The following is a 24462-nucleotide window of genomic DNA, read 5'->3' as shown; positions in this document are numbered from 1 at the left end:
ACGTTGACACGGTATGGAGATATCGTATGATTGTCAACAATCTGAGTGATCGCTCGGAGCGCGGAGCGATGCTGCGAGTGTTAGGTCTTGCCGGTGGATTTCTCGTCTCTTCCCGATTTCTCGGAGTCGGCTGATCAGCGTGGCATCGGCATCATTGCGCCTTTCGACCTTGCGCTGGAACGTGAGCTGTGGCGCTGGGTTCCGGCCGAGGTGTCACTGCATCTGGCCCGTACTCCCTATGAGCCGGTACCGGTGAGCAGGGCCATGGCCGAGTTGGTCTCCAATACCGCTCACCTGCAGGCGGCCACCCGCGACGTCCTGCACGTCGAGCCGGAAGTCGTTGCATATCTGTGTACTTCGGGCAGCTTCATTCGCGGTGTCGAACACGAGCGGTCGCTGGTTGAGGCCATCATGGCGACCGGCGCCAAGTCTGCCGTCACCACCTCGGGCGCGCTGGCGGAGGCCGTGACCGCCTTGGGTATCGGCCGGATCAGCGTCATCACTCCCTACGACGCCGAGCTGACCGAGCTGCTCGCGAAGTTCCTGGGGGAGTTGGGTGTAACGGTGGTGCGGACAGATCATCTGGGCCTGGGCGGGGGCATCTGGAAGGTCAACTACCGCACTGTCGCCGAGCGGATTCTCGCTGCCGACACCGATGATGCCGAAGCGATCTTTGTCAGCTGTACCAACCTGCGCACCTATGACGTGATCGAGCCGCTGGAACGGCTACTCGGTAAGCCGGTATTGACGGCTAACCAACTGACCATCTGGGCCTGTCTGGACCGGATGAGTCTTCCCATGATGGGGCCCGGTAAGTGGCTCCGCGATGTCTTCGGAGGAGGTTCGAGTGAGTAATACGCGTCCGACGGTGGGATTCATCTACCCCGATCACGCGGCCGAGTCGGACTACCCCCTGGTGGCGCGCCAGCTGGACATGAACTTCCCCGTCGTGCACATCTACGGCACCGATCTGCATGCGGTGCCCGAACTGCTCGATCTGGGCAGTCCGGAGAAGCTCGCCGAGGGTGCTCGACTGCTGCGCCCTCATGAACCGAGTGCTGTGGTGTGGGCGTGCACCTCGGGCAGCTTTGTCTACGGTCCGCAGGGCGCGGCGAATCAAGTGGCGCTCCTGTCCGAATCCAGTGGTACTCCGGCGTCGAGCACCTCCTTCGCCTTCGTCAACGCCGCCGTAGCGCTCGGAATCTCGAAAGTGGCGGTGGCTGCGAGCTACCCGCGCGATATCGCCGAGCTGTTCGTCGCATTTCTGGCCGCGCACGATATTCAGGTCGTGTCGATGGGTGAGGCGGGCATCGACACGGCGGCAGAGGTGGGCAGGCTTACCGCGAGCCAGGTCGACGAGCTGGCAGATGCCCACGACCATCCAGACGCCGAGGCGCTGTTGATTCCCGACACCGCCATGCACACCGTCGCGCACGTCGAGCGGCTCGAATCTCGGCTGGACAAGGTGGTATTGACCGCCAACCAGGTGACGGTGTGGGAAGGTTTGCGATTAATCACGGAGCCGCAGGGCCGGCGACATCCAGTCCCGGAGGTGCCGGTCTTCGGCCTAGGGCGGCTTTTCAGGAGACGACATGACGACGCTGGTACCTGAGGAGTTCGCGCCGCTGGAGCGCCAATCCACCGCGGAACTGATCGCCGAGCGGTTGCGCATCGCGATCATGCGCGGTGTGCTGGCGCCCGGAGCCCAGCTGGGGGAGGCGTCATTGGCCGCGCAGTTCGCGGTCTCCCGTGGACCACTACGCGAAGCCATGCAGCGCCTGGTATCGGAGGGTCTGCTGCGCAGCGAGCGCAACCGCGGCATCTTCGTCATCGAGCTGACCGATGAAGACGTCCATGATGTCTACCGGTCGCGGGCGGCCATCGAACGAGCGGCGTTGGAATGCATCATGTCCGGCGACACCGTCACCGCCTACCGGCGGCTACTCGTGCCGGTGGCGGTGATGACCGAAGCAGCCGTCCGCGGCGACATCGTCGCGGTGACCGACGCCGATCAGGACTTTCACGAGGTGCTGGTGGACTCCTCGGGAAGCCCCCGGCTGCGCCGCGCCATGCGCACCCTGCTGCTGGAGACCCGGATGCTGCTGGGAGAACTGCAGGGCGCCTACCCCGACCTGACGGAACAAGTCCGTGAGCATGAGGTCCTGTGCGCGGCGATCGGCGCCGGTGATGCACCTGCTGCGTATCGATTGATCGAGGAGCACATGCACGATGCGGTCGCGCGCCTCATGGCGCGCCGCGGCTCTGCGGGTGCATCGGTGGAGTAAATCCGCGCGGGACGGGGTTGGATGTAGGCATGACCAACACCTCCGGTGATCTCGCCGCCAAGGCCGCTCTACTGAAGTCACTTCATGTGCCGGGTGACCCGGTCTTCCTGCCGACGGTGTGGGATGCGTGGTCCGCGAAGCTCGCCGCCGATGCCGGTTTCGCGGCGTTGACGGTGGGCTCGCATCCGCTCGCCGATTCGGTGGGCAAGGCCGATGCGGAGGGCATGTCGTTTGAGGATGTGGTGGCGCGGGTCTCGCAGATCACCGCCGCGGTGGACCTGCCGGTGTCCGTGGATATCGAGTCCGGCTATGCGCAGACGCCACGGCGGCTCATTGAGGGACTGATCGAGGCGGGTGCGGTCGGTCTGAACATCGAGGACTCGGTGCATAGCGAAGGCGGCCGGATTCGTGAGCCGCAGGAACATGCCGATCTTGTTGGGGCACTGCGGGTTGCGGCCGATGAGTCGGGCGTGCCGGTGGTTATCAATGCGCGTACTGACCTTCTCCTTCGCCAAATCGGAGACGAGTCGGACCGGGTGGATCGGGCCATCGCGCGGCTCACGCTCGCCGCCGAGGCGGGTGCCGACTCGCTGTACCCGGTAGGCCGCCATGATCCGGATGTGCAGCGACGCTTGACATCTGAGCTGCCGCTTCCGGTGAACGCGATCGCGCTGCCCGATGTGGACGATCCGGCCTCGTTTGGTCCATTGGGCGTCGGGCGGATCAGTTTCGGGCCGTTTCTGCAGCGCGCACTCTCGGCCCGGGCAGAGGAAATCCTCGCCCGCTGGCGTTAGACGGCCTCGGCCAAGACCGGGTGCACGGCCGCGACAAGTTGGGTCAGCAGCTCGGCCAGCCGTCGGTAGGCGTCGTCCCGGCCGCTGATCGCGCGGTACACCAAGCCGATCCGCCGACCCGGTACCGGCGCCGCGAAGGTGGCGGTGGCCAGGCCGCCGCTGGCGGTCTCGGCCGTGACGGCGGTGCCCGGGATGAGCGTGACGCCGAGGCCTCCCTCGACACACTGCACGGCGGTGGCCAGCGAGGCCGCGCGGGTGTGTCCGAGATCGGGCCGCACGCCCGCGAGTTGGCATACCTCCAGAGCCTGATCGCGCAGGCAATGTCCCTCGTCCAGCAACAACAGCGGCATATCCGCTAGATCGGCGGGCTCGACCTTCGTGCTGCCGGCAAGCGGATGTCCGGACGGCAGGGCGAGAACGAAATCTTCCCGGTACATGGGAATCTCCGCCATACCGGGAGTTTGCGCGGGCAGCGCCATGACTGCCACATCCAGGGACCCATCGGCCAGGGATCGCAGCAGCCGTCCGGTCTGGTCCTCGGTGACCCGCAAGGACATCTCCGGGAACTCACGGGACAGTCCGCTGAGCACCATGGGCAGCACATAGGGGGCCACCGTGGGAATCAAGCCGAGTCGCAGCGTCTGCGCAAACGGATCGCGTACCCCGCTTGCAGCCGAGGTAAATTCGTCAACCGCATCCAGCGCGCTGGTGGCCTTCTCCAGTAGCGCCTCGCCCTCCGGAGTGAGCAGCACCTTGCGGGTGTTGCGCTCGACGAGCCGCACACCCAGCCCCTCTTCGAGCATGGACAGGGCCTGTGACAGCGAGGGCTGACTCACGCCGAGCTCGGCGGCGGCGCTTCCGAAGTGCCGCTTTCGTGCGATAGCCACGAAAGCACGCAGGCCGACCAGCGCCGGCTGATAACTACGATCGGACATACCTATCAATATAGTGCCAACAATCACGTTTTGTTTTTGAAAGATTTCCGGCACGATGGTGCCAGTAAGCATTCAGCGAATACGTGAAGGAGAATCGTGACTCTGCGGACCATCGGCGATGAATTCCCGGCCTACAACCTGACTGCGGTCATCGGCGGCGATCTGTCGAAGGTGAACGCCCAGCAGCCTGACGACTACTTCACCACCGTCACCAGCGACGACCACCCCGGCAAGTGGCGTGTGATCTTCTTCTGGCCGAAGGATTTCACCTTCGTGTGCCCGACCGAGATCGCTGCCTTTGGCCGTCTGAACGACGAGTTCGCCGATCGCGACACCCAGGTGCTGGGTGCGTCGGTGGACAACGAGTTCGTGCACTTCCAGTGGCGGGCACAGCATGAGGACCTCAAGACCCTGCCGTTCCCGATCCTCAGCGATCTCAAGCGTGAGCTGGCCGAGGCGTCCGGCGTACTGAACTCCGATGGTGTGGCCGACCGCGCCACCTTCATCGTCGACCCCGACAACATCATTCAGTTCGTCTCCGTCACCGCGGGTTCGGTGGGCCGCAACGTCGACGAGGTGCTCCGCGTGCTCGACGCGCTGCAGTCCGATGAGCTGTGCGCCTGCAACTGGCGCAAGGGTGACCCGACGATCGATGCGGGCGAGCTGATGAGCGCGGGCGTCTGACATGGGTGTTGACAACCTGAAAGAGGCGCTGCCCGAGTACGCCAAGGATCTCAAGCTCAACCTGGGTACGGTCGCCCGTGGCACCGTACTGTCGCCGGCCCAGCTTTGGGGCACTCTCGTCGCGACAGCGGCGGCTACCCGGAACGACCAGGTGTTCAAGGAGATTCGCGAAGAGGCTGCCACCGTGCTGTCGCCCGAGGCGCTGGATGCCGCACTCGGCGCGGCCTCGATCATGGCGATGACCAACGTGTTCTACCGCGGGCGGGGCTTCCTCGACGGCGCCTATGACGACCTGCGCCCGGGTCTGCGGATGAACATCATCGGTAATCCCGGCGTCGACAAGGCGGAGTTCGAATTGTGGTCCTTCGCGGTGTCGACCATCAACGGCTGTCACTTCTGCGTCGGCTCGCACGAGAAGGTGCTGCGTGAGGCCGGATTGACCCGCGAGCAGATTCTCGAGGCGCTCAAGATCGCGGCGATCGTCTCGGGCGTCGCCCAGGCGCTGGCCACCGTGCCCGCGCTGGTCTAGGCACAAGACATAAGGCCGCTTGCGTGTGACGCAAGCGGCCTTTGTCGTGCCGTCAGCTGTTACGAGTTATCAAGTGCCGCTATCGCTGACCGGGTGGTCAGTATTTTGGCGGTCCGCTCCGCGCACCAGGCGAGTGCCTGGTTGTGCCCCGTAGCGGTGTAGTCCGCCACGGCATCGGAGACGACGAATGCCTGAATGTCGTTCTGGACCGCGTCGGCGGATGTCACGGTGATTCCGGAGAAGGCGTAGACGCCGACGATGATCAGCTGATCGCGGTTGGTGTTACGCAGAATGTCCAGAAGTTCAGAGCGGAAGAACTCGCTGTACTTCCATTTCGTCAGCACGGTATCTGTCGTCATCGGCGCTATGGGATCGACAATCGCGCGCTCGGCGTCGTCGTCTGGCATGCCCGGCCCATAGAGCTGACCGAAGAGTCCGCGCTGCTCCGGTGTCATGCCGCCGGGCTGCGCTGAGTAGAGCACGGGCACACCGTGGGCGTGCGCGACGTCAAGCAGGCTCTTAATGTTCTTCAGCACGGTGGCGATGGGATCGGCTTGTGGCGCATATGCCTTCACGAAGTAATGCTGCATATCGTGGACCAGCAGCACGGCGCGGTCCGTTTCCAGGGTCCACGGCGCGCTTTTCGCAGGCACTTCAATGGTGCTGAACGGGTAGGCAATTGACCCGGTGGGGCGAACGTCGGCAGTGGCACTCCCGGCTGTCGAGAGGCCCAGCGCGACGGCAGGCAATGCCACGGAGCTGGAACGGAGAAAGGTGCGTCTGCGCATCGGTTCACTCCCGCTTGAAGAATCAGGGACCTTCAAGAAACACTACGTGCCGCTGAGGCCGGGCTTCGCGGCGCGGGACCGTAAGCCTCACTCCGTCCAGACGTCCTCCACGTAGCGATCGGCCTCCACCAGGCCGGTAAGCCAGTTCCGCGCCTGAGGTTCGGTGGCGCCGGTGTGCTTTCGATAGATATCCAAGAATGCCTCTCGGACGGCTGGGGCCATCTTGCCGCCGTCGCCACAGACATACACATGCGTGTGTTTGGCCGGGTCGCCGAGCAGATCCCAGACGTCGTCCGCGTCGGCGGCAATCCGGTCTTGTACATACTTGATGCCGTTCTCGGATGCGCGAGAGAACGCCGGGCGCATGTGGACCACGCCCGACTGTTCGGCGGCCGCGAACTCGTCCCGGAACAGATAGTCGACTTCCGGATGCCGGACGCCGAAGAAGCAGAGTGCCGGAGCATACGGCTCGCCGGCGCGCTGTGCGGCCAGCCGGTCACCGACAAATCCCCGGAACGGTGCGACCCCGGTACCGGCACTGACCAAGATGACATTGCGGGCGGGGTCGGCCCCGGCACGAAACGCCTGCCGGGCCTGGTCGACCCGTGCCCGGATCTGTTGTCCTGGTGCGATGTTGGCGAGATAGTTGGAGGCCACTCCTTGATAATCTCCGAACCCGGATCGGGCGGGAGCATCGAGCACGCTGACCACCAGCTCGACGATCCCCGGGCTCTGCCGGGCCGAGGACGCTATCGAGTAGTGCCGTGGCGTCATCGGCTCGAACAATTCAAGAAGTTCGGCGCGAGACAGTGTGGTGGCGGGAAACTCCATGAGACACCCCGCGATACCGAGCGAGCGCGTCTCCGGATGCTCGGCGAGCGCCTCCAGTGCGGATCGCTCAGGTGGGCAGGGGTTCGCCGCGGCCAACCGGAGTAGCTGCGTTCTGGTGGCCGGCTTACGCAATTCGAGGAAGTGGGTCAGTAGCTCGCGCACGCTTACTTCGCGGTCCAGCGCAATGGCCCGGCGGCTGTTGCGCCGGGCGTTGATGGAGATGCGCCGGTCCAAGATGAGGCCGAGTGACTCTCCGGCTTTGTCCACGACTTCAGGCTGGTTGTCGGCGAGGACGGTGAGGTGGTCCCCGGTGTGGTACTCGACGTTGGCGGGCAATGCCACACGTACCAGGCGCTTGGCCTGTCCCAGTGGGTTGTTGGCGCCGACCAATTCCCGGTTCTCCAGAACGGTCATGGGTATCACCTCGAACCGGGCATCGATCGCCGCCGTCACCGGCCCGTCGATGGCGCGGAGTTCGTAGAGGGGACCCTCGAGGGTGCCGGTGGGGGTATCCGCACCGGCAACTGTGCCCAACGAAGTCCAGAGTGCTTGCGAGAAGGACTCGACGCTGCCTGCGAAATCACCGGAAGTGTCTGCCTCGCAACGGGAAACAATTGGCGTGCCACCGAGCGTGGCGAGGCGTTCATCGATTTTTCGAGGCACCGCCTGGTACGTCTCGGCCCAGTTCCGGTCCCCGACGCCGAGTACCGCGTAGCGCAGTGTGCCGTCCGCGCGTGCTTCTGCGCCATCGAGCCAGGTGAGAAACTGCCGGGCATCGTCAGTCGGTTGACCGTTGTATGAGGAGGCGACGACGACCATGGCGCCCTCGCTGGGCAGCGCGTGTGTCGCTTCGTTCAGCGGGGCGACAGTCGTCTGGTAGCCGAGATCGGAAGCTTCCTCGGCCAGTTGGTGTGCCAGTGCTCGACAGGTACCCAGGTTTGAGCCATGAAAGACGGTCAGCGCGGATCCCGGTGCGGCGGTGACCGACGGTAGCGGCGACTCCTGCTGTGTGACGGTGGTCGCGGCTGCCGATTCATGCTGGCGGTCTTGGGAAGTGCGTCGTGCCACGCTCATCCGAAAGCCCACCGGTTTCCTGATGAGATCACTATGGGTTCGCAACTGGTAGTGCTCGGAATCGATGAAGCGGTATCTGTGTACCAGTGTCGCTAGGGCCATCGTCGCCTCGTGCAGCGCGAACTGCCGTCCGATGCAGGATCGGGCTCCGGTGCCGAAAGGTTTGAACAGGTTCACCGGTCGCTTGGCAGATCGTTCCGGCGAGAACCGGTCTGGGTCGAAAGTCTCCACGTTGTCGCCCCATTCCGGCTGACGGTGCAGCGCGGTCGTGAGGACAGTGACGACTTCACCCTTGCGCACCGGGTAGCGCCCGGCGAGCAGGGTGTCTTCTGTTGCCATTCGGTCGAATTCACGGACCGGGGGCGAAAGCCTGAGTGTCTCGTCCACGATTTGACGGATGTAGCGGAGCTTGCCGATTTCGTCGAACGTGGGGGTGTGCTCGTCTCCTGGCCCGAACAGCGCGTCCACCTCGGCCTGAGCCCGGTGAAGCACGGCAGGGTTTTTGACCAGGCTGTAGAGCGCCGTCGGCATCACTGTGGAGGTGGTGTCCTGTCCGGCGATCAAGAACGTCAGGACCTGAGAATGAACGCTGCTCAGCTCCAGTGCCGGGGTCTGCGGGGTGCCGGGCGCGAGCATGAGTCCGAGCAGGTTCTCGTGCTCGTCCGCACCGTCGTCGTGCCGGGCGATGAGCTCATCGATGAAGGTGTGCAGCTTCTGCTGTTCGGCCGCGAACAGGTCGCTGTTCTCGCCTCCGGGAGCCAGCATCTGGTGCAGTGCGACGGCGAAGCTCGCCGGAATAGCCGCAAGTCCCTCCCGCTGGTAAGAGTCGAACCTCGCCCCGAACCCGGCCAGCCCGACCGTATCCATGGCGAGCTTGCCCAGATCCTCGGCCACGTCCACAAGATGCTCGCCGGCGCTCGCGTCCCACCGGGCAAGGAGCTGACGATTGATATCGAGCATGGCCGGGTGGTAGTTGCGCAGACCGCTGAAGCTGAAGCCGGGCAACAGAACATCGTGGGCCTTCTGCCAGTTCGGCTCGCCCGGGTAGGCGGTGAACAATCCATCGCCCGCGAGTGGACGGAATCGGTCCAGCCGGTCGGTGATGCCCTTGATGAACCGGCTCTCGTCGCATAGCTCCTCGACCAGTGCCAGCGAGCAGGCATACAGCCGGCGCGAAACCCCGAAATCGGCATAGAAGAGCGGTCCGAACTCCTCGACGAGGAGATCTGCGGGCAGCGCATAGGGGCGGCCCGGCACCGGGCCGGGTGGCAGTGGTCTTCCGTCGGCGCAGGGGATGCCTTCGATCTCCGGTGGACGTGCGGGTGAGGTGTACTCGCCCGGCTCCACCACGCGAATATCGCTGCTCATGCGCTCGTCACCCTCCGCTCCTGCCGCTGTAGTCATTTGTCTACAGCATGGCCATCCACGACTGTACACATGTGGCTACAACCCACGCAATGTCGTGGTTGGGGTGGTTTGATTGTTCTGCGTCGGGCCGTCCCTGCATGCCGGAACCGGCGAAACGGGGCGCCTGCCTCCTGTTACGCGCTGGGCGCGCAAGTGGTGGAGGCGCCCGATGGCTCGCCGCCCGGGCAGCGATTCCCCAGTGCTGCGACCAGGCGCTGGACCACGGTCTCGGCCGCGCCGTCGGTGAGTTTGTCCTTCGCGTAGGTGGTGTGCGAGACGATGTCCCCGCCCTGCGGGTCGCAGAAGAAGTCACCCGGATTGCAGACGTCAATCACCTTGTGCAGCAGGTCTTCACGGATCGCAAGGTTGGCATCGACGCCGGGCGGTCGAATGTTCTTGGGATCACCGAACAGCACAATGGAGACGATGCGCTGCTCGAGCCCGGCAGGCAGGGGATTGGTGAAGGTGTAGGTGCCCGGCGGCGTGCTGCCCAGCAGCACATCTACCACCGCCGCGCCCTGTGCATAACCCCCGACGACGAATTTCATCTTCGGGCAGTCGGCGGCGGTCTTCTGGATGTGCTTGCTCAGATCGTCCGAGCCCTTGCCGGCCTGGATGAAATCGATACTTGCGGGGTAGTCCACGCCGTAGGTGGAGATGGTCATCCCCTTGGCACCCTGCAGTTGCTTCTTCACGGCATCGGTGAATGACTTGCCAACATCGCCGAGGCCCGCGGGCTCGTTGGTGCCGCGCGCAAAGGCCAGGTCAATGTCAGCGCAGCTTGAGGCGTGCGCCGTCTGCGGGGATTGCAGGCCGTACCCGCCGAGCAGAATCAAGAAGGCAGTGGCGGCCGCTGCCGCGCGGCATATCGCAGTTCGCACGGCTTTCAAAATACCGACCGGCTCGATTGCCCGCCCAGTGCGACGGAGGGCGCCTAGGAGGCCGGGACGGCCTGGGCTACGGGTGACTTGTTCCCACTGATCACGCCGTAGGCGGCGATCAGGGCCAGGATCAGCCCCTCGGAGCCGTGGACCCAGTTGCCGACGGTGTCGACGGCCATCACGCTGCACACGGTCATGCCGCCACCGATGCACACCGCCACCATTGCCCAGTAGACCAGCGCCACCGCGGCCGCATAACGGATGGCGTTAGTGCGAGTCCGGGCGCCAATCAGTAGCGCAATACCGGTGGCCAGGTGGAATAGCGCATGCCAGCCATTGACACCCACGGGGATGACGCCGAACGCATAGAACGACGCCGTGTACATCTCGTGCGTGGAGCGCAGCGGAAAGTCGTGGTTGATCATCAGCCCGATGGGCCCCTGTGGAGTGAACCAAACACCCATGAGGAAGGTGAGGAACTGAACGCGGCTTGCGCATACGTCCTGGATGTAGCGAGAAAACGCAGCTCGAGACATGTGTACTCCTCAGGCAGAGATTGTGAGACAATTTTCATATCTTTGTTTCTGAAGTATGGTCGGCATCCGGAGGAGTGACAAGGAGCGCGCGACGCAAGTGACTGAGGACACACTGCTCAATACGCTGGCCTCGGCCGATCCTGCCGCGCTGCGCCTGCCCGATGATGTCGACGAACTCACCGAGCGGGTACTGGCGGCCGCCTTCGAACAGATCGCGGTGGTGGGCTGGCGCCGATCGACGGTTGACGACGTGGCCAAGCGCGCTGGGCTGAGCCGTGCGACGGTCTACCGGCGATTTCCGAACAAGAGGGCCCTGACCGAAGCGGTGGTGTACGCGGAGTTACGTAAGTACATGAGCGGGGTGTCCGCCCGTGTTGAGGGTCGAACGATGACGCTGGCCGATCGGATGGCTGAAAGCTCTTCCTACACTGTTGAATTCATCCTCGATCACCCGCTCCTGCGGAGGTTGTTGGAAACCGAGCCGGACTCGATATTGCCCGCGCTCACCACAGAAGCCGGCCCTCTGATCGGGGCATTCCGTGAGTTTTGCGCGAGCCTTTGGAAGAGCGAGATCTATGGTGAGGCAGAGGTTTCTGGGCAGATCTTGGCTCACTTGCGTACGGTCGCCGAGTTGCACATACGTATTGCCCTGTCCTTGATTCTTACGAGGCAGACCGCCATTGGGCTCGAGACCGAGGAACAGGCGCGCCGGTTCGCACTGGATTACCTGGCCCCGATGTTGGACTCGGGCGGCGATTCCTCGGCGTGAGGGCGATGCGACACGGCCGAGTTAGTGATGTTGCTCTCATCGGGTTATGGTGCAGCGAAGCCGGTTCGAATATCGGGTCTGTAGTAAGCCGTTGCCCAGCTGTGGGGGACGAAACAGGCATGGTGACCCGTCCGGCGGTGTGGTCGGGGTGGAAGTTGCAGGCAATCAGTCGTGGCTGACATGCGCCTTAAAGCATTGCTCAGATAAGTTACCCTGTGCGTGGGCTCGGGGTTCCAACGCGAAGGACAAGGTGAAATGTCAAGAGAGTTGACCGACCTTGAGATGCTCAGCGAGTTGGAACCCGTTGCTGAAGCCAACCTTAACCGTCATTTGTCGGTGGCCACGGAGTGGCATCCGCACGACTACGTTCCCTGGGAACGCGGTCGTAATTTTGCGCAGATGGGCGGCGACGACTGGGACCCGGAGCAGTCACAGCTGAGCGAGGTTGCCAAGGCGGCGATGATCACCAACCTGCTTACCGAGGACAACCTGCCGTCCTACCACCGTCAGGCGGCCCAGTACTTCGGTCTCGATGGTGCCTGGGGAACCTGGGTGGGGCGTTGGACTGCCGAGGAGAACCGGCACGGCATCGTCATTCGCGACTACCTGGTTGTGACGCGGGGTGTAGATCCGGTGGCGTTGGAGCGGGCGCGCATGGAACACATGACCGCAGGCTTTAACCCCACCGACGAGGAAGAGTCGGTACACAAGACTGATTTCCTGCTCTCGGTCGCGTACACCACCTTGCAGGAACTGGCTACCCGCGTCAGTCACCGCAACACCGGCAAGGTGTGCGACGACCCCGTCGCGGACCGGATGCTGCAACGTGTCGCCGCCGACGAGAACTTGCACATGATCTTCTATCGCAATATGTGCAGTGCCGCACTGGATCTCGTGCCAGATCAGGCGTTGGAGGCGATTGCCGCGGTAATCGAGAACTTCCGCATGCCCGGACAGGGCATGCCGAACTTCCGCCGTAATGGTGTGCTGATGGCCAAACACGGCATTTACGACCCCCGCCAGCATCTCGAAGAGGTTGTCACGCCGAATCTACGGAAGTGGCGGATCTTCGATCGCAGTGATTTCAGTGCCAAGGGAGAGCAGCGACGCGAGCAGCTCGCCGCGTACGTGGAAGACCTTAAGCGCCAAGTCATTAAGTTCGAAGAGCAGCGCGACCGCATGCTGGCCCGTGAGGCGAAGAAAAGGGAAGCCCGCGCCGGATAGTGCGGACTTCCCTTCTCGGCCTGCCGATTACTTGGTGATCTCGATCTTCTGCGCCTCGGCGTTTGCGTAGGCGCCGGCGACCTTGACGGTCAGCACGCCGGCGTCGTAGCTCGCCGAGATCGCATCACCCGTCACATGGGTGGGCAATGTGAAGGTGCGACGGAACGTGCCGTAGCGGACCTCGCGCAGTACGCGTCCTTCCGTTTGTTCGGCGCGTGCATCGCGACGCTCACCGGATACCACCAACTTGCCGCGCTCGACCTCGACCGTGACGTCTTGGTCGACGTCGACGCCGGGTAAGTCCAGACGGACCAGTGCGTCTGCGCCGTCCTTGACCACTTCAGCTGACGGAACGAAACCAGGGGTGGGCCAGCTGGTGGCCGGGCCGAAGGACTGACGCACCAGCGCGTCGAACTCGGCGAACGGGCTGCGGCGTGTCCAAACCAGATTGCTCATAGCGTGTCTCCTTCTACGGGGCCGGAGTCTCAACCGGCCGTCACACGTACAAACTTGAGTGACTCGCGCTAAAGTTCCGATTTCCGTACGCCCAGGGTGAACAGGTCCTAGGTGGCACGCGGAATATAGGTGAGTCCGTGGGCCGCGCTAGTCACTCCGCGGGGAGGTTGGCCAGGATTGCCTGTGAGGACTGTGCGATGCTCTCCAGCTGATCGCTGGAGAGCGAATCGATAAACCATTGGCGCACATCCTGGTAATGCCTGGGAATGGCGCCGAGGATTGTCCCTTGTCCTTCTGGGGTTAGAGCGATGAGCACACCCCTGCCGTCGGAGTCGATGGCCAGTTTCTCAACGAGTCCCCGTGAAACCATGCGCGATATCTGCTTGGACAGTCGACTCTTTTGCCATCCGAGGTTGTCGCGCAGATTGCTGAAGCGAATGCGCTCTTCGGGAGCGTCGAGCAGCTCCATGAGGACCGCGAAATCAGGTTCTGATAACCCGTTTCGCCGGATGAGTTCGCGCTCGAGATGGCTGAATAGCTTGTGGTGTAACAAGACAAGGCCACGCCATGCCCGCTCTTCGTTCTCGTCCATGCCCAGAAGTGAGTTTTTCATCAATGACACCGGCTTTCTACGGCAGATTAGTCGGCGTTGGGTTGAGCACGTCGGCGGCGATCTGCACTCCTGAGATGCCGCTGGGGGCTTGGGTGCGCCCTCCGGGGGTCGGGCTGAGGGTATCTGCAGACGTCGAAACCCCGGATCTCGCAGCGGGAATCAGTGGAATGCCGATGGCGGCGGGGTAGCCGGGAGGGCCGTATTGGAGAGGTCCTATGATTGGCGGCGCTGGCGGAGCGATTGGAGGATCTGCCTGCGCGACAATAGAATTCGATATTGCGCCGAGAAGTGTCACGGCGCCGATGATCAGCTGCCGCAGTGGGCGGTGGCGGAGTGCTGGCATTGTTCTCATCTCAACTTTTCATGATCGATGGATGGCAATTTACCGCAGGACGAACGGGTCGCCGTAGACGGAGAGCTGGGTTTGTTGAATATCGGTTGCGACGGCGAGGGTCGCGTACGAGCGGATTGTTACTGGCCCACCGCAGGCATCTACTTTCAGGTGTACATCTTGCATATCAAGGCGCCCAATCTTTTTGGTGATGGGCATGCTGCCCATGGGCAGGGTGGTGATCACCCCCGGCTGCAAGTTGGTCTGCAAGAAGCCCCCGATTGAGCCGCTTCCCCCGGCTTGGATTCCAGGCTGTGCGCTGATGTTGGTGCCCAGCGAGCCGCCGAGCTGGCCGGTGCCTCCGATCTGGAGGCCCTGAGACACATCAATTTGGCAGCCGACTTGATATCCGGCCGTGAAGTTGGCCGCTGAGACTGGATTCCCACCAGTCCCTCCAATGGTCGCCTCAGCCGACAGTGTCACAAACGCTTCTCGCGAATTCTGGGCACTCGCGAGGTTGGGCACCGCATTGATCGACTCGCCAGACAGGGCAAGGGCCAGATTCCAGCCATCGACAGTGGTTCGTTGGCTGGATTGCGGCGCCATGCCGGTGATGTCGGCACGTGCGATTGCGGGTGTAGCGGCGATGAGTGCGGTCCCCAGGAGCGTGAGAGTGACCGCTCGGACTTCTATAGCAAATTTTCTAGCACCGGATTTTCGTGCGGAGTCGACCATGCGAGATGCTCCTTGTGTGTGGTGTATCGACTGTGGAGATGAAGTGTGTGGCGGGCGGGGATCGGCGGCCACAGGTCTGTTACCGATCGCCGCCCTGGTGTGCGGACCTAGCGTAACCAGAAATAAGTTTCCATGTCAACAAAATCTATTTACAGTCGTGACGTGCATGAATAATCTTGCGCACGCCGAGAAGTCGGGCCCCTTTTCGCGATGTTCGGCGCCATGTCTGATGCATACGCCTCGCCTGCCGGAGTCGGTCCGGTCATAATTGTTGACATGGAAACAACATGTGAGTATCGTGTGTGCCGTACGTTCGGGCGGGCGATCGTGTTGTGCGTTAGCCGCGTCTAGCAGCTATCTACCTAGCGGGGGTGCTGCTTGTATCCTTCTGCCGCGAAACGAGATGCGACGAGCCGATAACCCGCCGCAGGTAATGCGGTGGATTTCCCAGTTTCGCCGGGTACCCTCGCCGCGTGCCCGAGCAGCCCGCAGAGAATCAGAAGGCATCAGCGCGCGTCGTGCTCCGGCACGTCCTTGCCAGCGCCGGGCCATCCCTCGGCACCTACTACCTGCTGCGCGCGTTTGGGCAGCCCGAGATTGACGCGTTGATCGCGGCCACGGTGGTTGCCGCGATTCAGGTGTTGGTCAAGGTGATCAAGAACCGCAAGTTCGACGTTTTGTCGGGCTTCCTGATGTTCAACTTCGGGCTCAGTCTGGTCATCGCGCTCGTCACCTCCGATGCGCGTATGGCTCAGGTGTCCAACACCATTCCTGGCATCCTGCTATCGCTGTTCCTCGTCGGAAGTGCGCTCATCGGCAAGCCCCTCACCGAGCTGATGATCGCGAAGGCTCGTCCCGGACGGATCGAAGAGATTGCGGCCGAACACCATTGGACCCAGGAAAGCTTCCGTTCGTATCACCGGATGCATGTCCACGTGAGTTTGTGGTGTGGTGTCATCAGCTTGTTGCTGTCGGCAATATCGATCGTCATCATCTACAGCTTCTCGGTTGACATCGCCCAGGCGGTCAACCAAATCTTCTCCCTGGTGACCACAATGGGGCTGATCATCGGCATCATTGTGGTTATCCGGCGCTACCTCCAGCGCATGACGTACGACTCGCCCGCAGCTTGACGACCGGATACAGTCGCGCGGTGTCCCTGTCCACCGAGCAGCCCGAAACCGAGAGCGGGATCTCGCCCCGTCAGCTCTTGATCGAGGGGCTGCTCAATGTCGGACCCGCGCTATGCGCCTACTTCGGACTGCGCCTGGCAGGCTTCTCGGAGCTGCACGCGCTCATGGCCGCGACTGCGGTATCGGCCACTCAGGCGTTGGTGAAGATGGCCTGGAAGCGGACCCTGGATCCGGTCTCACTGCTGGTGGTGCCCATCTTTGGTGTCAGCCTCATCATGGCGTGGCTCACCCGCGACCCACGGTTGTCGCAGGTCACCAACGAGGTGCCGGGCATGTTGCTGGCCACCTATTTCCTGGTCAGCGCCCTCATCGGTAAACCACTGACGGAGCTGCTGGTCACCAAACTGTGGCCCGGCGGCGTGGAGAAACTGGCCGAAGAACAGGGTTGGACCGATGAGGACCAACGCTCGTACCACCGCCTGCATGTGCTTGTCAGCTTCTGGTGCGGGATCTTCAGCCTGCTGTTCTGTGCCCTGATGGTGGTGATCATCTACAGCTTCTCCGTCGACGTGGTTCAGGCGGTGAACCCGGTGGTATCGATGCTCACCACGGGGGGACTGATCGTGGGCGTTGTCGTTGCGATCCGGGTGTACCTGCGCCGTAAGGAACGCGCCGTCTCCGGCCGGTAGTCCCGCTTTCTCAGGCTCTCTTAGATTGCGTCGGTACCGTCGCTGTGGTGAGTGGGTTGGGTAAGGGTGCAGGGAAATTCACACTCGGACACGCTTTGGTCAGTGCCGCGCTCGGCCTGGGAACGTATTACGGGATGCGCCTGCTGGGTGCCTCGGAGTTGCATGCCCTCATGGCCGCGGCGGTCGTCTCGGCGTTGCGCGTTATCTATACGGCAGTACGAGACAGGCGCTTCGACATCGTCGCGGGATTCATCATGCTGATGCACGGCGCGACGCTAGTGGTCGCGCTGCTGACCAACTCACCGCAGCTGGCTCAACTCACCCACGTGGTGCCGGTGGTGTTGTTCGGCCTGTTCTATATCGGGAGCTGCTTGACCAAGCGACCGCTCACCGAAGTCATCATCGACCTGATCCGTCCGGGTTGGGTGGCTCGTCATCACTGGGGCGATGCGGACTTGCGCGCCTATCACCGGATGCATGTGCGGCTCTGTGTGATTGTCGGCTCGCTGGAGTTGGTACAGGCTGCCGCGATGGCGGGAATCATCCTGCGGTATCCGGTGGACATCGCGCAGGTGGTCAACGGCCTACTGGCGACGGCCGGCAGTGCTGCGCGGCTGGCGTTTGTGATCGCGGTGATCTGGGTGTTCCTGCGTCGCCGCGGTCATCACCAGGCGTCGCCGCCGCGCCAGTCACAGGTCAGCGAGCCGGAGGGATCAACCCCGGAACTCATCGGCAGTACGTGCACGCCCTCATCCTCGGTGGGCACAATGCCGTCTGCCGTACCAACGGGAGTGGTTCCGAGCCAGGGGACCCAGCCGCGCGCCCGATAGAACGGCGCGACCTCGTCATCGGCGCTTAACGCGCCCAGCTCGTATGCGCCACGTAAGACCTGTTCGGCCGCGTCCATAATTGCGCGCCCGAGCCCGTGGCCGCGCCAGTCGCTATCTACCGCAACGCCTTCCACGTACCCGGTGCGTAGTGCCCGGCCTTGATGCAGTAGTCGGCGCTGGATGACCGCGGCGTGGGCGATCAGTGTGCCGTGGTACCAGATGAGCGCATGCATACCGCCCATGCAGTGTTCCCAGTCTTCCTCGGTGAACTCACCCTCAAACGCTTCGATCAGTAATTCCCGTGCCGCGTAGCGTGTTTCACTATCCAGGTCAGCGGTGTGGATGAGTCGCGCGGTATGGGTCCGGATGACGGGGACTGTCGGCATCGTAGACACGGGATGCTCCTAGCTGAGGCGCGGTCTTGACCAGCGGAACCGAACGGTTTGTCCTGGCCGCACCTGGGCGGCCAGATCCACGTCCTGATCGGTGATCACTCCGATGACCGGATAGCCTCCGGTCACCGGATGGTCAGGGCCCAGGATAACGGGCTGGCCGCCGGGTGGCACCTGGATTGCACCGCGGATCACGCCCTCGCTCGGCAGCTGCCTCGCTGGGTCGCATAGCTCTAGGGGCTTACCGATGAGCCGGGTGCCTACCCGGTCGCTGCGATCGGAGACGACCCAGCTTCCGTGTGTCAGCTCGTCGGGATCGACGAACCAGTCGTCACGCGGGCCGGGCACCACCTTGAGCTCGACGATGTCATCGGACATGGTGGCCACCGGTGCTTGCTCGATCTCCGGGAAGGAAGGGGACCGTGGTCCGACCGGCAGCCTGTCCCCGGCGCGCAGCGGCTTGGGGCCGATGCCAGACAGGATGTCGAAGCTGCGCGAGCCCATCACCGGCGCCACGCTGACTCCACCGCGCACGGCTACGTAGCTGCGCAGGCCACTGAGCGGTGCGCCGAGTGACACCACATCGCCGCTTTGAACTTGGGTAATGCTGTTGGTGCCGAAGGGAATTCCATTGACGGACGGATCGGTGTCGGCACCGGTAACCGCCACCACCGCATCACCGCCGGAGACCCGAAATGACATGCCACCCAGCGTCACCTCGATGGTCGCCAGGTGGTCGGGGTTCGCCACTAACCGGTTGGCCAGCGAATGTGACTTGCGATCTGCTGCCCCGGAGCGGCCGACCCCCATGGCTGCCTTGCCGACGCGGCCGAGGTCCTGGATCAGGGCGAGGGGGCCGGTGCGCATGATCTCGAGGGTGGGTCTCATGCGGTCACCTCGTGAAACTTGACCCGAGTTCCGGGCGTGAGTAGCGCTGGTGGGTTGCGGTCGAGGTCCCAGATGACGGCGTCGGTGTGGCCGATCAGTTGCCAGCCGCCGGGGGATTCACGCGGGTATATCCCGCTGAACTCGCCGGCGAGTGCGACGGCACCGGCAGGTACTTTGGTGCGCGGGTCGGCGCGGCGCGGTATGGCCAGACGTGTGTCCCCGCCCACGAGGTACGCGAATCCCGGTGCGAATCCGCAGAATCCGACCGTCCACACCGTTCCGGTATGTGCCGCGATGACGCCATCCACACCGAGGCCCGTGTGCTCGGCAACCTCTTCAAGATCGAGACCGTCGTACCGCACCGGGATGGTTATCGGTGGCGACGCGGTGCTCTCCGCCGTACCCCACGGTGTCGTGCGTTGTGTCAGCCGGTGGCGCACTATGGCCTGGTCGGCTGGGCTGTCGAGCTTGAGAAGTACGGTGCGGGACGCGGGAACGATGTCGGTGACGCCGTCGATAGGGTCGGCATTCAGCGCCGACGTCCACGCCAGCACTTCCTGCACGGATGTGCACTCGAGCAACAACGCCCGATCCCCGTGATCCCGCACCTTCAAATCCGTTGCGGTACTCATACTTCGACGGTACTCCCGTGGGCACGCCTAGGGGCGCATTTATCCGGCCTGTGTATAAGTCGGCTCGTGCTTCTTGATGTAGGCGATCACGCGATAGGTAATCGGCAGCATCACGATCTCCACCACGGACTTGAAGATCCAGCCCAGCGCCGTGTATGTCGCCAACTGCCCGAAGGTGTGAATGCCCAGCGCGGTGGCGGCGATGGAACAGAACACCAGTGAATCGGCGAACTCACCGATAACCGTCGAGCCCACCAGCCGCGCCCACAGGTGGCGTTCCTTGGAACGTTTCTTCATGCGCACCACCACGAGTGCGTTAAGTGTTTGTCCAACAAGGTATCCCGCGAGCCCTGCCACCATGAGCGTGGTGATGCTGGTGACGATGGTGGAAAAGGCCTCTTGGTTGGGATAGAAGTCGGCGGGCGGCAGGATCTTGGCCGTCCACAACACCAGGCATGCCAGGAGCTCCATCGCGAACCCGAGCAGGATCACCCGGTTGGTGGCGCGATACCCGTAGACCTCACTGAGCACATCGCCGATCACATAGCTCAGCGGGAACAGCACAAACGCCCCGTCGGTGATCAGCGACCAATCGCCGACCACCGGGCCAAAGCCAATTGCCTTGGTGGCAGCCACGTTCGAGATGAGTACGACTCCGACAAAGACAGCCGACAGCAGCGGATAGTAGCTGCGGCCCACCTGGGCGAAGACCACAGGATCCTGGGAGCTTGTCTCGACCTCGCTTGTCGCCATTCCGCGAAGTCTAGGGTGCGTGCGTGCAGTGCGGCGCGGGTGGATTTGTCGCGCAGGGCGGAGGGCGGTTGGGCATGGTGGCGGCCGAGTAGATCAACAATGCCGCTGACGCGAGATACACGACAAAGCAGACGGTGAAGGCGCGGAGCCATTGTGCGCGGGGGAGCGCCAACGGCAAGGTGCCTGAGGCCAGCAGTCCGCAGGGCAGGGCGAGCACCATTCCGATGATCAGCCCGTAGCCGTGCGGGTCGGCGAACGGATTCGACGACAGCCGGGTCGACAACACCATGTATGCACCCAGTGCGAAGACACCAAGAGCTATGGCGCCCACGATGCCGCCGACTACGCGAATCACAACATCAGCCCAATACGGCTGGGCCGGTCGGGCGGGTGGGTAGTTCATCACCCCAGTACTCGGGCCAGCTGGGGGACCAGGTTGTCCGCCACGTAGGTCAGACTCAGCGGCGAGCTGAAGTTGATGGCGCCGGCCAACTCCTTGCTGGTGAAAATGCTGCGGTTCAGCAGCGAGGAGCCCAGCTTGGTGATCACCGGATCTGCCTGCAGTGCGGTGCTCTGCTCATCGGATTCGGTGCTCCACAGCAGCACATCGGCCTGCCCGAGCACGCTGGCAAGCTGATCCGCCGGAAGATGGGCAAGCTGGTCGGCCTTGCCGTAGCTCTCCAACTCGGTGGGAATGACCAACCCGAGAGTGCTGAGGAATCCGGTGCGCGGTCCGGATCGGTACGCGATGGCCTGTCCGTCGAGCAGTTCACCCTGCAGGTAGATGACCTTCTTATCCTTGAAGCTGGGGTGCGCGGACGTGGCCGAAGCGAATCTGCTGTCGACGGCCTGCATCACGGCGTCCATCTCCGACGGCTTGAACACGGCCTGCCCGATGGCCTTGGCCTGGTCCTTCCACGGCTCGAAGAACGCGTACTTACCCGACTGCGCGATGGTCGGTGCGATACCGGACAACTTGTTGTAGCTGTCCTGATCCAGCCCGGCGTTGGTGGCCAGGATGAGGTCGGGTTTCAGGGATGCGATCTTGTCGACCATCAGGCCGTCGGTAAGGGTGAGCACCTCGGGTGTGGCCGCGCCCAGGCGATCGGTGGCCCACGGCCAGGTGGCGAAGGGGAATCCGCCGTACCACTCGGTGACCGCGATAGGGACGATGCCCAGCGCCAGCAGGTAGTCATGCTCGGTGTACCCGGCACTGACGATGCGCTGTGGCGGAGTCTTGACTTCGGTGGTGCCGAACGCGTGCTTGATGACGGCGACGCCGTTGCGCTCGGAGGTGGGAGGAGAGTCCTTGGTGCAGGCAGCCAGCGCGGTGCCCGCGGCGAGCGTGGCACCGGCAGCGAGAAACCCGCGGCGGGTCAATATCGCGGACGGCACATATCGAGAGTAGCTGGCACATGCACTCAGGGGGTGCGGCGATGTTCGTTAACGGGCCACCAGCCGGCGTGCCGCCTCGGCGGCTGCGGTGCGGCGGTCCGCGAGCACGTCGTCGCCGAGCGGTTCGCCGACAATCCGGTCGATACCGAATCCGCTAGCCGCCATCGAGTAGGCGATATCGATCAGCATCATGAGCAGACATGTCGGGTCCCACGCCGGGTCGATGAGCCCGCACTGCTGGCCCCGGCGCACCTCGTCGAGTTTCGCCTGGAAGATGCGGCGCAGTACGTGGTTGTCGAACATTCCGTCGGGGGCTTCCAGCTCGATCCAGCGCTGCAACCGTGCGCCCTGGGGGTCGGCGACGATGTTGTCGAAGAGGCCCGCGACGTAGCCCGGCACATCGTCGGCGCGCAGCGGCACCTTGTATGGCGCATCATTGATCCATTGCGCCACAACGGCTTCAAACAGCTGCTCCTTGCTCTCAAAGTAGCTGTACAGCCGTTCCTTACTTGCGTTCGCATTGGTGGCAATTCGGTTGAGCCGCGCGCCGGCGAAGCCGTACTCGGTGAACTCGGCCTTGGCGGCCGCCATGATCCGGTCGTGGGTGGCCTGCCCGGCCGCTCGCATGGCGCTCACCAGAGCAGCACCGGTTTGATCGCGATTCCCGATCGCGCGTCCGCGACGGCTCGATCGATATCACGCGCCGGGTAGGTGCGTATCAGCGATTCGATCGGGAAGCGGCCCTGCGCGTGCATCCTCAGCAGTTCCGGAATGAACTCCAGAGGATTCGCGTCGCCCTCGATGCATCCGCGGATCACCTTGCCGCCGAACATCAGATCGGTGAGATCGATTGTTCCGCGCGAGGCGCCCAGCCCGACCAGAACCAGTACGCCGCGCTGCCGCAGCAAGCCGAGCGCGGTGGCGATGACATCGGGGTTGGCCGTGGTGTCCAGGGCATGGGTGGCCCCGCGTGCGATGGTCGTCACGTCCTGGGTTGTGGGGTCGACGGTATGGGTCGCGCCCAATTCGACGGCCTTGTCTCGTCGTGAGGCGACAGGGTCCACGGCGATGATCGTCTGCACGCCGACCGCCTTGGCGGCCATCACCGCGGCGAGGCCGACACCGCCCGCGCCGAACACCACGAGGCGCGAATCTGTTTCAGGTGTAAGCACATTGAGCACCGCACCGGCACCGGTCTGCAGGCCGCAGCCCAGGGGCGCGGCGGTCGTGAGGTCCGTGGAGGGGTCCACCACGACGGTGTTGTCGGCGGTGGCGAGTGCGTATTGGGCGAAGCTTGACTGTCCGAAGAACGAGCCGAACAGTGCGTTCCCGTTCTGGGACAGTGTCGTCGTACCGTCGAGCCGGGTACCCGAGAGGTTGAGCCGGGCGGCGCGGGAGCAGTAGGCCCGCTCACCCGCATCGCACTGCCGGCACTGGCCGCAGCTGCGGTAGCTCAACACCACACGGTCTCCTGGCCGGATGCCGGTGACCTCAGGGCCTACCGCCTGGACGACCCCCGCACCCTCATGGCCCAGCACCGCCGGGATCGGTACCTGTGATGTGAAGGTCAGGTCGGTGTGGCACACGCCGGTGGCGTGAATCTTGACGAGCACCTCATCGGAGCGCGGCTCCTCGAGTTCGACGTCTTCGAGTGTGAATGAAGAATCGGCCGATCGGCTCAGGGCTGCAGTGACTTTCACTGATCGCGTTCGAGGATGAAGTAGAGGTAGTTGCCGCTGGCGCGCTGACGCTTGCCGTTCATGATGCCCATCAGTGTGTTCTCGTCGACCCACTTGAAGTGATCAAAAGTGGGCTGTCCGTCGTACACCATGGTGCCGGTGACCTCTCCGCGGAACTCGATATCCCACAGGGTTGCACCACCCAGACTCAAATCGTTGTTGGAGAACAACTTTCCGTCGTCGTCGTAACAGACGATCGGCTCTACGTCGTTGATGGATGTGAAGATCTTGCCGTACCAGCGGGCGGCGGCCAGCTGGCCGTTCATCTTGTGTCCGGTGTGGAACTCGTCGCCCTTCCAGCTGCCGAGCATGTCTTCGGGTCGGACGGTGTCGAGCGCGGCCCAAATCTCGTCGAGGTCGGCGGGACTGACGTCCCGGTGGCCTCGAAGTTCGGCGAAGCGGGTGCGGGCTTTGTCGACATCCATTGTCTCTCCCAAGTCAGTTGGTTCGGGAAGGACGCTAACACCGAACCAAATGGTTCGGCAAGGGTGATCAGGCGACCAATGAGAGGCCCAGCGCGATCATCACGACGGCGATGACGGCGTCGAGTGCACGCCAGGTTCCCGGACGCTGGAACAGCCCCGCGAGATACCGGGCGCCGAAGCCGAGCCCGACGAACCAGACGACACTTGCGATCAGGGCGCCCGCGCCGAACAGCCAGCGTGCGTCTTGGTGTGCGTTGGCGAGTGAGCCGAGCAGCACCACGGTGTCGAGATAGACGTGCGGATTCAGGAAGGTGATGGCCAGTGCGGTCATCAGCACCGCGCCGAGGCGTGCCGGATTGGATTCGGCGGGAACCAGAGTGCCGGGCCGTAATGCGCGGCGGGCGGCCAATAACCCGTAGCAGATGAGAAACGCGGCACCGCCCACCTTGGCCACGGTGAGCAGACTCGGCGTGGCCGCGATCAGGCCACCGAGGCCACCGATGCCCGCGGCGATGAGCAGAAAGTCGCCGGTGATGCACACGGCGACCACCGGCAGCACGTATTCACTGCGAATCCCTTGTCTGAGCACGAAGGCGTTCTGGGCGCCGATGGCGGCAATGAGGGACATTCCGGTCAGAAAGCCGAGGAAGAGGACGGTCACAACATCGACGCTAAGGCGAGAAAACGATGTAGTATAGCTAATGATTCTTACTC

At 63.4% G+C, this 24462-nt stretch carries 28 protein-coding genes and 1 pseudogene; 11 read left to right on the top strand and 18 right to left on the bottom strand.

The window, feature by feature from the left end:
- Positions 1-93 precede the first annotated feature (93 nt).
- Genes BB28_RS22150 through BB28_RS22135 form a run of 4 tightly spaced genes read left to right on the top strand, consistent with a single transcriptional unit; the run spans position 94 to position 3079 of the window.
- Positions 94-855 (top strand): maleate cis-trans isomerase family protein, encoded by a 762-nt coding sequence (locus tag BB28_RS22150; RefSeq protein WP_030097271.1) that lies wholly within the window; start codon positions 94-96, stop codon positions 853-855.
- Positions 848-1612 carry a maleate cis-trans isomerase family protein gene (locus BB28_RS22145; protein WP_081252313.1) on the top strand — a complete coding sequence of 255 codons (765 nt, stop codon included), beginning with the start codon at positions 848-850 and terminating at the stop codon, positions 1610-1612. The genes BB28_RS22150 and BB28_RS22145 overlap by 8 nt, the downstream gene beginning before the upstream one ends.
- On the top strand, positions 1593-2285 hold the full coding sequence (locus tag BB28_RS22140; protein ID WP_046255072.1) for a GntR family transcriptional regulator: 693 nt from the start codon (positions 1593-1595) through the stop codon (positions 2283-2285). The genes BB28_RS22145 and BB28_RS22140 overlap by 20 nt, the downstream gene beginning before the upstream one ends.
- A gap of 29 nt (positions 2286-2314) precedes the next feature.
- Complete coding sequence (locus BB28_RS22135) at positions 2315-3079, top strand: isocitrate lyase/PEP mutase family protein (RefSeq protein ID WP_046255071.1); 765 nt, start codon at positions 2315-2317, stop codon at positions 3077-3079.
- Here BB28_RS22135 and BB28_RS22130 read toward each other — a convergent pair.
- Positions 3076-4014 (bottom strand): hydrogen peroxide-inducible genes activator, encoded by a 939-nt coding sequence (locus tag BB28_RS22130; protein WP_046255070.1) that lies wholly within the window; start codon positions 4012-4014, stop codon positions 3076-3078. The two genes, BB28_RS22135 and BB28_RS22130, sit on opposite strands and share 4 nt — an antisense overlap.
- Before the next feature lie 96 nt (positions 4015-4110).
- On the opposite strand from BB28_RS22130, the gene BB28_RS22125 reads away from it, so the two are divergent.
- Positions 4111-4698 carry a peroxiredoxin gene (locus tag BB28_RS22125; protein WP_046255069.1) on the top strand — a complete coding sequence of 196 codons (588 nt, stop codon included), beginning with the start codon at positions 4111-4113 and terminating at the stop codon, positions 4696-4698.
- 1 nt (position 4699) lies between these two features.
- Positions 4700-5227, top strand: a complete 528-nt coding sequence (locus BB28_RS22120; RefSeq protein ID WP_046255068.1) for an alkyl hydroperoxide reductase — start codon at positions 4700-4702, stop codon at positions 5225-5227.
- Positions 5228-5286: 59 nt separating this feature from the next.
- Here the strand turns inward: BB28_RS22120 and BB28_RS22115 are convergent, their stop codons facing one another.
- From BB28_RS22115 to BB28_RS22100, 4 genes are all read right to left on the bottom strand, one after another.
- Positions 5287-6015: an isochorismatase family protein gene (locus tag BB28_RS22115; protein ID WP_046255067.1), complete on the bottom strand. Its 729-nt coding sequence runs from the start codon at positions 6013-6015 to the stop codon at positions 5287-5289.
- Positions 6016-6102: 87 nt separating this feature from the next.
- Entirely contained in the window at positions 6103-9288 is a 3186-nt protein-coding gene (locus BB28_RS22110) for a bifunctional cytochrome P450/NADPH--P450 reductase (protein WP_052740326.1), read from the bottom strand.
- A gap of 173 nt (positions 9289-9461) precedes the next feature.
- On the bottom strand, positions 9462-10208 hold the full coding sequence (locus tag BB28_RS22105; RefSeq protein ID WP_046255066.1) for a cutinase family protein: 747 nt from the start codon (positions 10206-10208) through the stop codon (positions 9462-9464).
- A 53-nt stretch (positions 10209-10261) separates the two neighbouring features.
- Entirely contained in the window at positions 10262-10744 is a 483-nt protein-coding gene (locus BB28_RS22100) for a DUF4383 domain-containing protein (RefSeq protein ID WP_046255065.1), read from the bottom strand.
- 97 nt (positions 10745-10841) lie between these two features.
- Here BB28_RS22100 and BB28_RS22095 point away from each other — a divergent pair, with 97 nt between their 5' ends.
- Positions 10842-11513, top strand: coding sequence for a TetR/AcrR family transcriptional regulator (locus BB28_RS22095; protein ID WP_052740409.1), 672 nt, complete (start codon positions 10842-10844; stop codon positions 11511-11513).
- 255 nt (positions 11514-11768) lie between these two features.
- Positions 11769-12737: an acyl-ACP desaturase gene (locus BB28_RS22090; protein WP_030097259.1), complete on the top strand. Its 969-nt coding sequence runs from the start codon at positions 11769-11771 to the stop codon at positions 12735-12737.
- Between the two features lie 27 nt (positions 12738-12764).
- Here BB28_RS22090 and BB28_RS22085 read toward each other — a convergent pair whose 3' ends face one another.
- The 3 genes from BB28_RS22085 to BB28_RS22075 all read right to left on the bottom strand — a co-directional run bounded on the left by BB28_RS22085 (position 12765) and on the right by BB28_RS22075 (position 14872).
- Positions 12765-13193, bottom strand: a complete 429-nt coding sequence (locus BB28_RS22085; RefSeq protein ID WP_046255064.1) for an Hsp20/alpha crystallin family protein — start codon at positions 13191-13193, stop codon at positions 12765-12767.
- A gap of 151 nt (positions 13194-13344) precedes the next feature.
- On the bottom strand, positions 13345-13806 hold the full coding sequence (locus tag BB28_RS22080) for a MarR family winged helix-turn-helix transcriptional regulator (RefSeq protein ID WP_046255063.1): 462 nt from the start codon (positions 13804-13806) through the stop codon (positions 13345-13347).
- 382 nt (positions 13807-14188) lie between these two features.
- Positions 14189-14872 (bottom strand): MspA family porin, encoded by a 684-nt coding sequence (locus BB28_RS22075; RefSeq protein ID WP_075874137.1) that lies wholly within the window; start codon positions 14870-14872, stop codon positions 14189-14191.
- Between the two features lie 473 nt (positions 14873-15345).
- Here BB28_RS22075 and BB28_RS22070 point away from each other — a divergent pair, with 473 nt between their 5' ends.
- From BB28_RS22070 to BB28_RS25740, 3 genes and pseudogenes are all read left to right on the top strand, one after another.
- Entirely contained in the window at positions 15346-16005 is a 660-nt protein-coding gene (locus BB28_RS22070) for a VC0807 family protein (protein WP_046255061.1), read from the top strand.
- A 20-nt stretch (positions 16006-16025) separates the two neighbouring features.
- A complete protein-coding gene (locus tag BB28_RS22065; RefSeq protein ID WP_046255060.1) occupies positions 16026-16694 on the top strand; it encodes a VC0807 family protein in 669 nt (222 codons plus the stop codon).
- A gap of 44 nt (positions 16695-16738) precedes the next feature.
- Positions 16739-17299: pseudogene (locus tag BB28_RS25740) on the top strand (VC0807 family protein); the annotation flags it as partial.
- 59 nt (positions 17300-17358) lie between these two features.
- Here the strand turns inward: BB28_RS25740 and BB28_RS22055 are convergent.
- From BB28_RS22055 to BB28_RS22010, 10 genes are all read right to left on the bottom strand, one after another.
- Complete coding sequence (locus BB28_RS22055) at positions 17359-17910, bottom strand: GNAT family N-acetyltransferase (protein WP_064393546.1); 552 nt, start codon at positions 17908-17910, stop codon at positions 17359-17361.
- An 18-nt stretch (positions 17911-17928) separates the two neighbouring features.
- On the bottom strand, positions 17929-18804 hold the full coding sequence (locus BB28_RS22050) for a 5-oxoprolinase subunit C family protein (RefSeq protein WP_046255059.1): 876 nt from the start codon (positions 18802-18804) through the stop codon (positions 17929-17931).
- On the bottom strand, positions 18801-19436 hold the full coding sequence (locus BB28_RS22045) for a 5-oxoprolinase subunit B family protein (protein ID WP_046255058.1): 636 nt from the start codon (positions 19434-19436) through the stop codon (positions 18801-18803). The genes BB28_RS22050 and BB28_RS22045 overlap by 4 nt, the downstream gene beginning before the upstream one ends.
- 39 nt (positions 19437-19475) lie before the next feature.
- Entirely contained in the window at positions 19476-20189 is a 714-nt protein-coding gene (locus BB28_RS22040) for a queuosine precursor transporter (protein ID WP_046255057.1), read from the bottom strand.
- 10 nt (positions 20190-20199) lie between these two features.
- Positions 20200-20592, bottom strand: a complete 393-nt coding sequence (locus BB28_RS22035; protein ID WP_046255056.1) for a hypothetical protein — start codon at positions 20590-20592, stop codon at positions 20200-20202.
- Positions 20592-21572 carry an ABC transporter substrate-binding protein gene (locus BB28_RS22030; protein WP_081252417.1) on the bottom strand — a complete coding sequence of 327 codons (981 nt, stop codon included), beginning with the start codon at positions 21570-21572 and terminating at the stop codon, positions 20592-20594. The genes BB28_RS22035 and BB28_RS22030 overlap by 1 nt, the downstream gene beginning before the upstream one ends.
- Before the next feature lie 60 nt (positions 21573-21632).
- Complete coding sequence (locus BB28_RS22025; RefSeq protein WP_191985279.1) at positions 21633-22175, bottom strand: TetR/AcrR family transcriptional regulator; 543 nt, start codon at positions 22173-22175, stop codon at positions 21633-21635.
- A 41-nt stretch (positions 22176-22216) separates the two neighbouring features.
- Entirely contained in the window at positions 22217-23284 is a 1068-nt protein-coding gene (locus BB28_RS22020) for an NAD(P)-dependent alcohol dehydrogenase (RefSeq protein WP_046255054.1), read from the bottom strand.
- Complete coding sequence (locus BB28_RS22015) at positions 23281-23748, bottom strand: DUF4334 domain-containing protein (RefSeq protein ID WP_046255053.1); 468 nt, start codon at positions 23746-23748, stop codon at positions 23281-23283. The genes BB28_RS22020 and BB28_RS22015 overlap by 4 nt, the downstream gene beginning before the upstream one ends.
- A gap of 67 nt (positions 23749-23815) precedes the next feature.
- Positions 23816-24409 carry a LysE/ArgO family amino acid transporter gene (locus tag BB28_RS22010; protein ID WP_081252312.1) on the bottom strand — a complete coding sequence of 198 codons (594 nt, stop codon included), beginning with the start codon at positions 24407-24409 and terminating at the stop codon, positions 23816-23818.
- Between the last annotated feature and the right edge of the window lie 53 nt (positions 24410-24462).

The sequence above is a fragment of the Mycobacteroides chelonae CCUG 47445 genome (assembly GCF_001632805.1).
Taxonomy (GTDB): domain Bacteria; phylum Actinomycetota; class Actinomycetes; order Mycobacteriales; family Mycobacteriaceae; genus Mycobacterium; species Mycobacterium chelonae.
The sequence above is the reverse complement of the archived record's forward strand: the minus strand, read 5'-3'. Positions and strand labels throughout refer to the sequence as shown.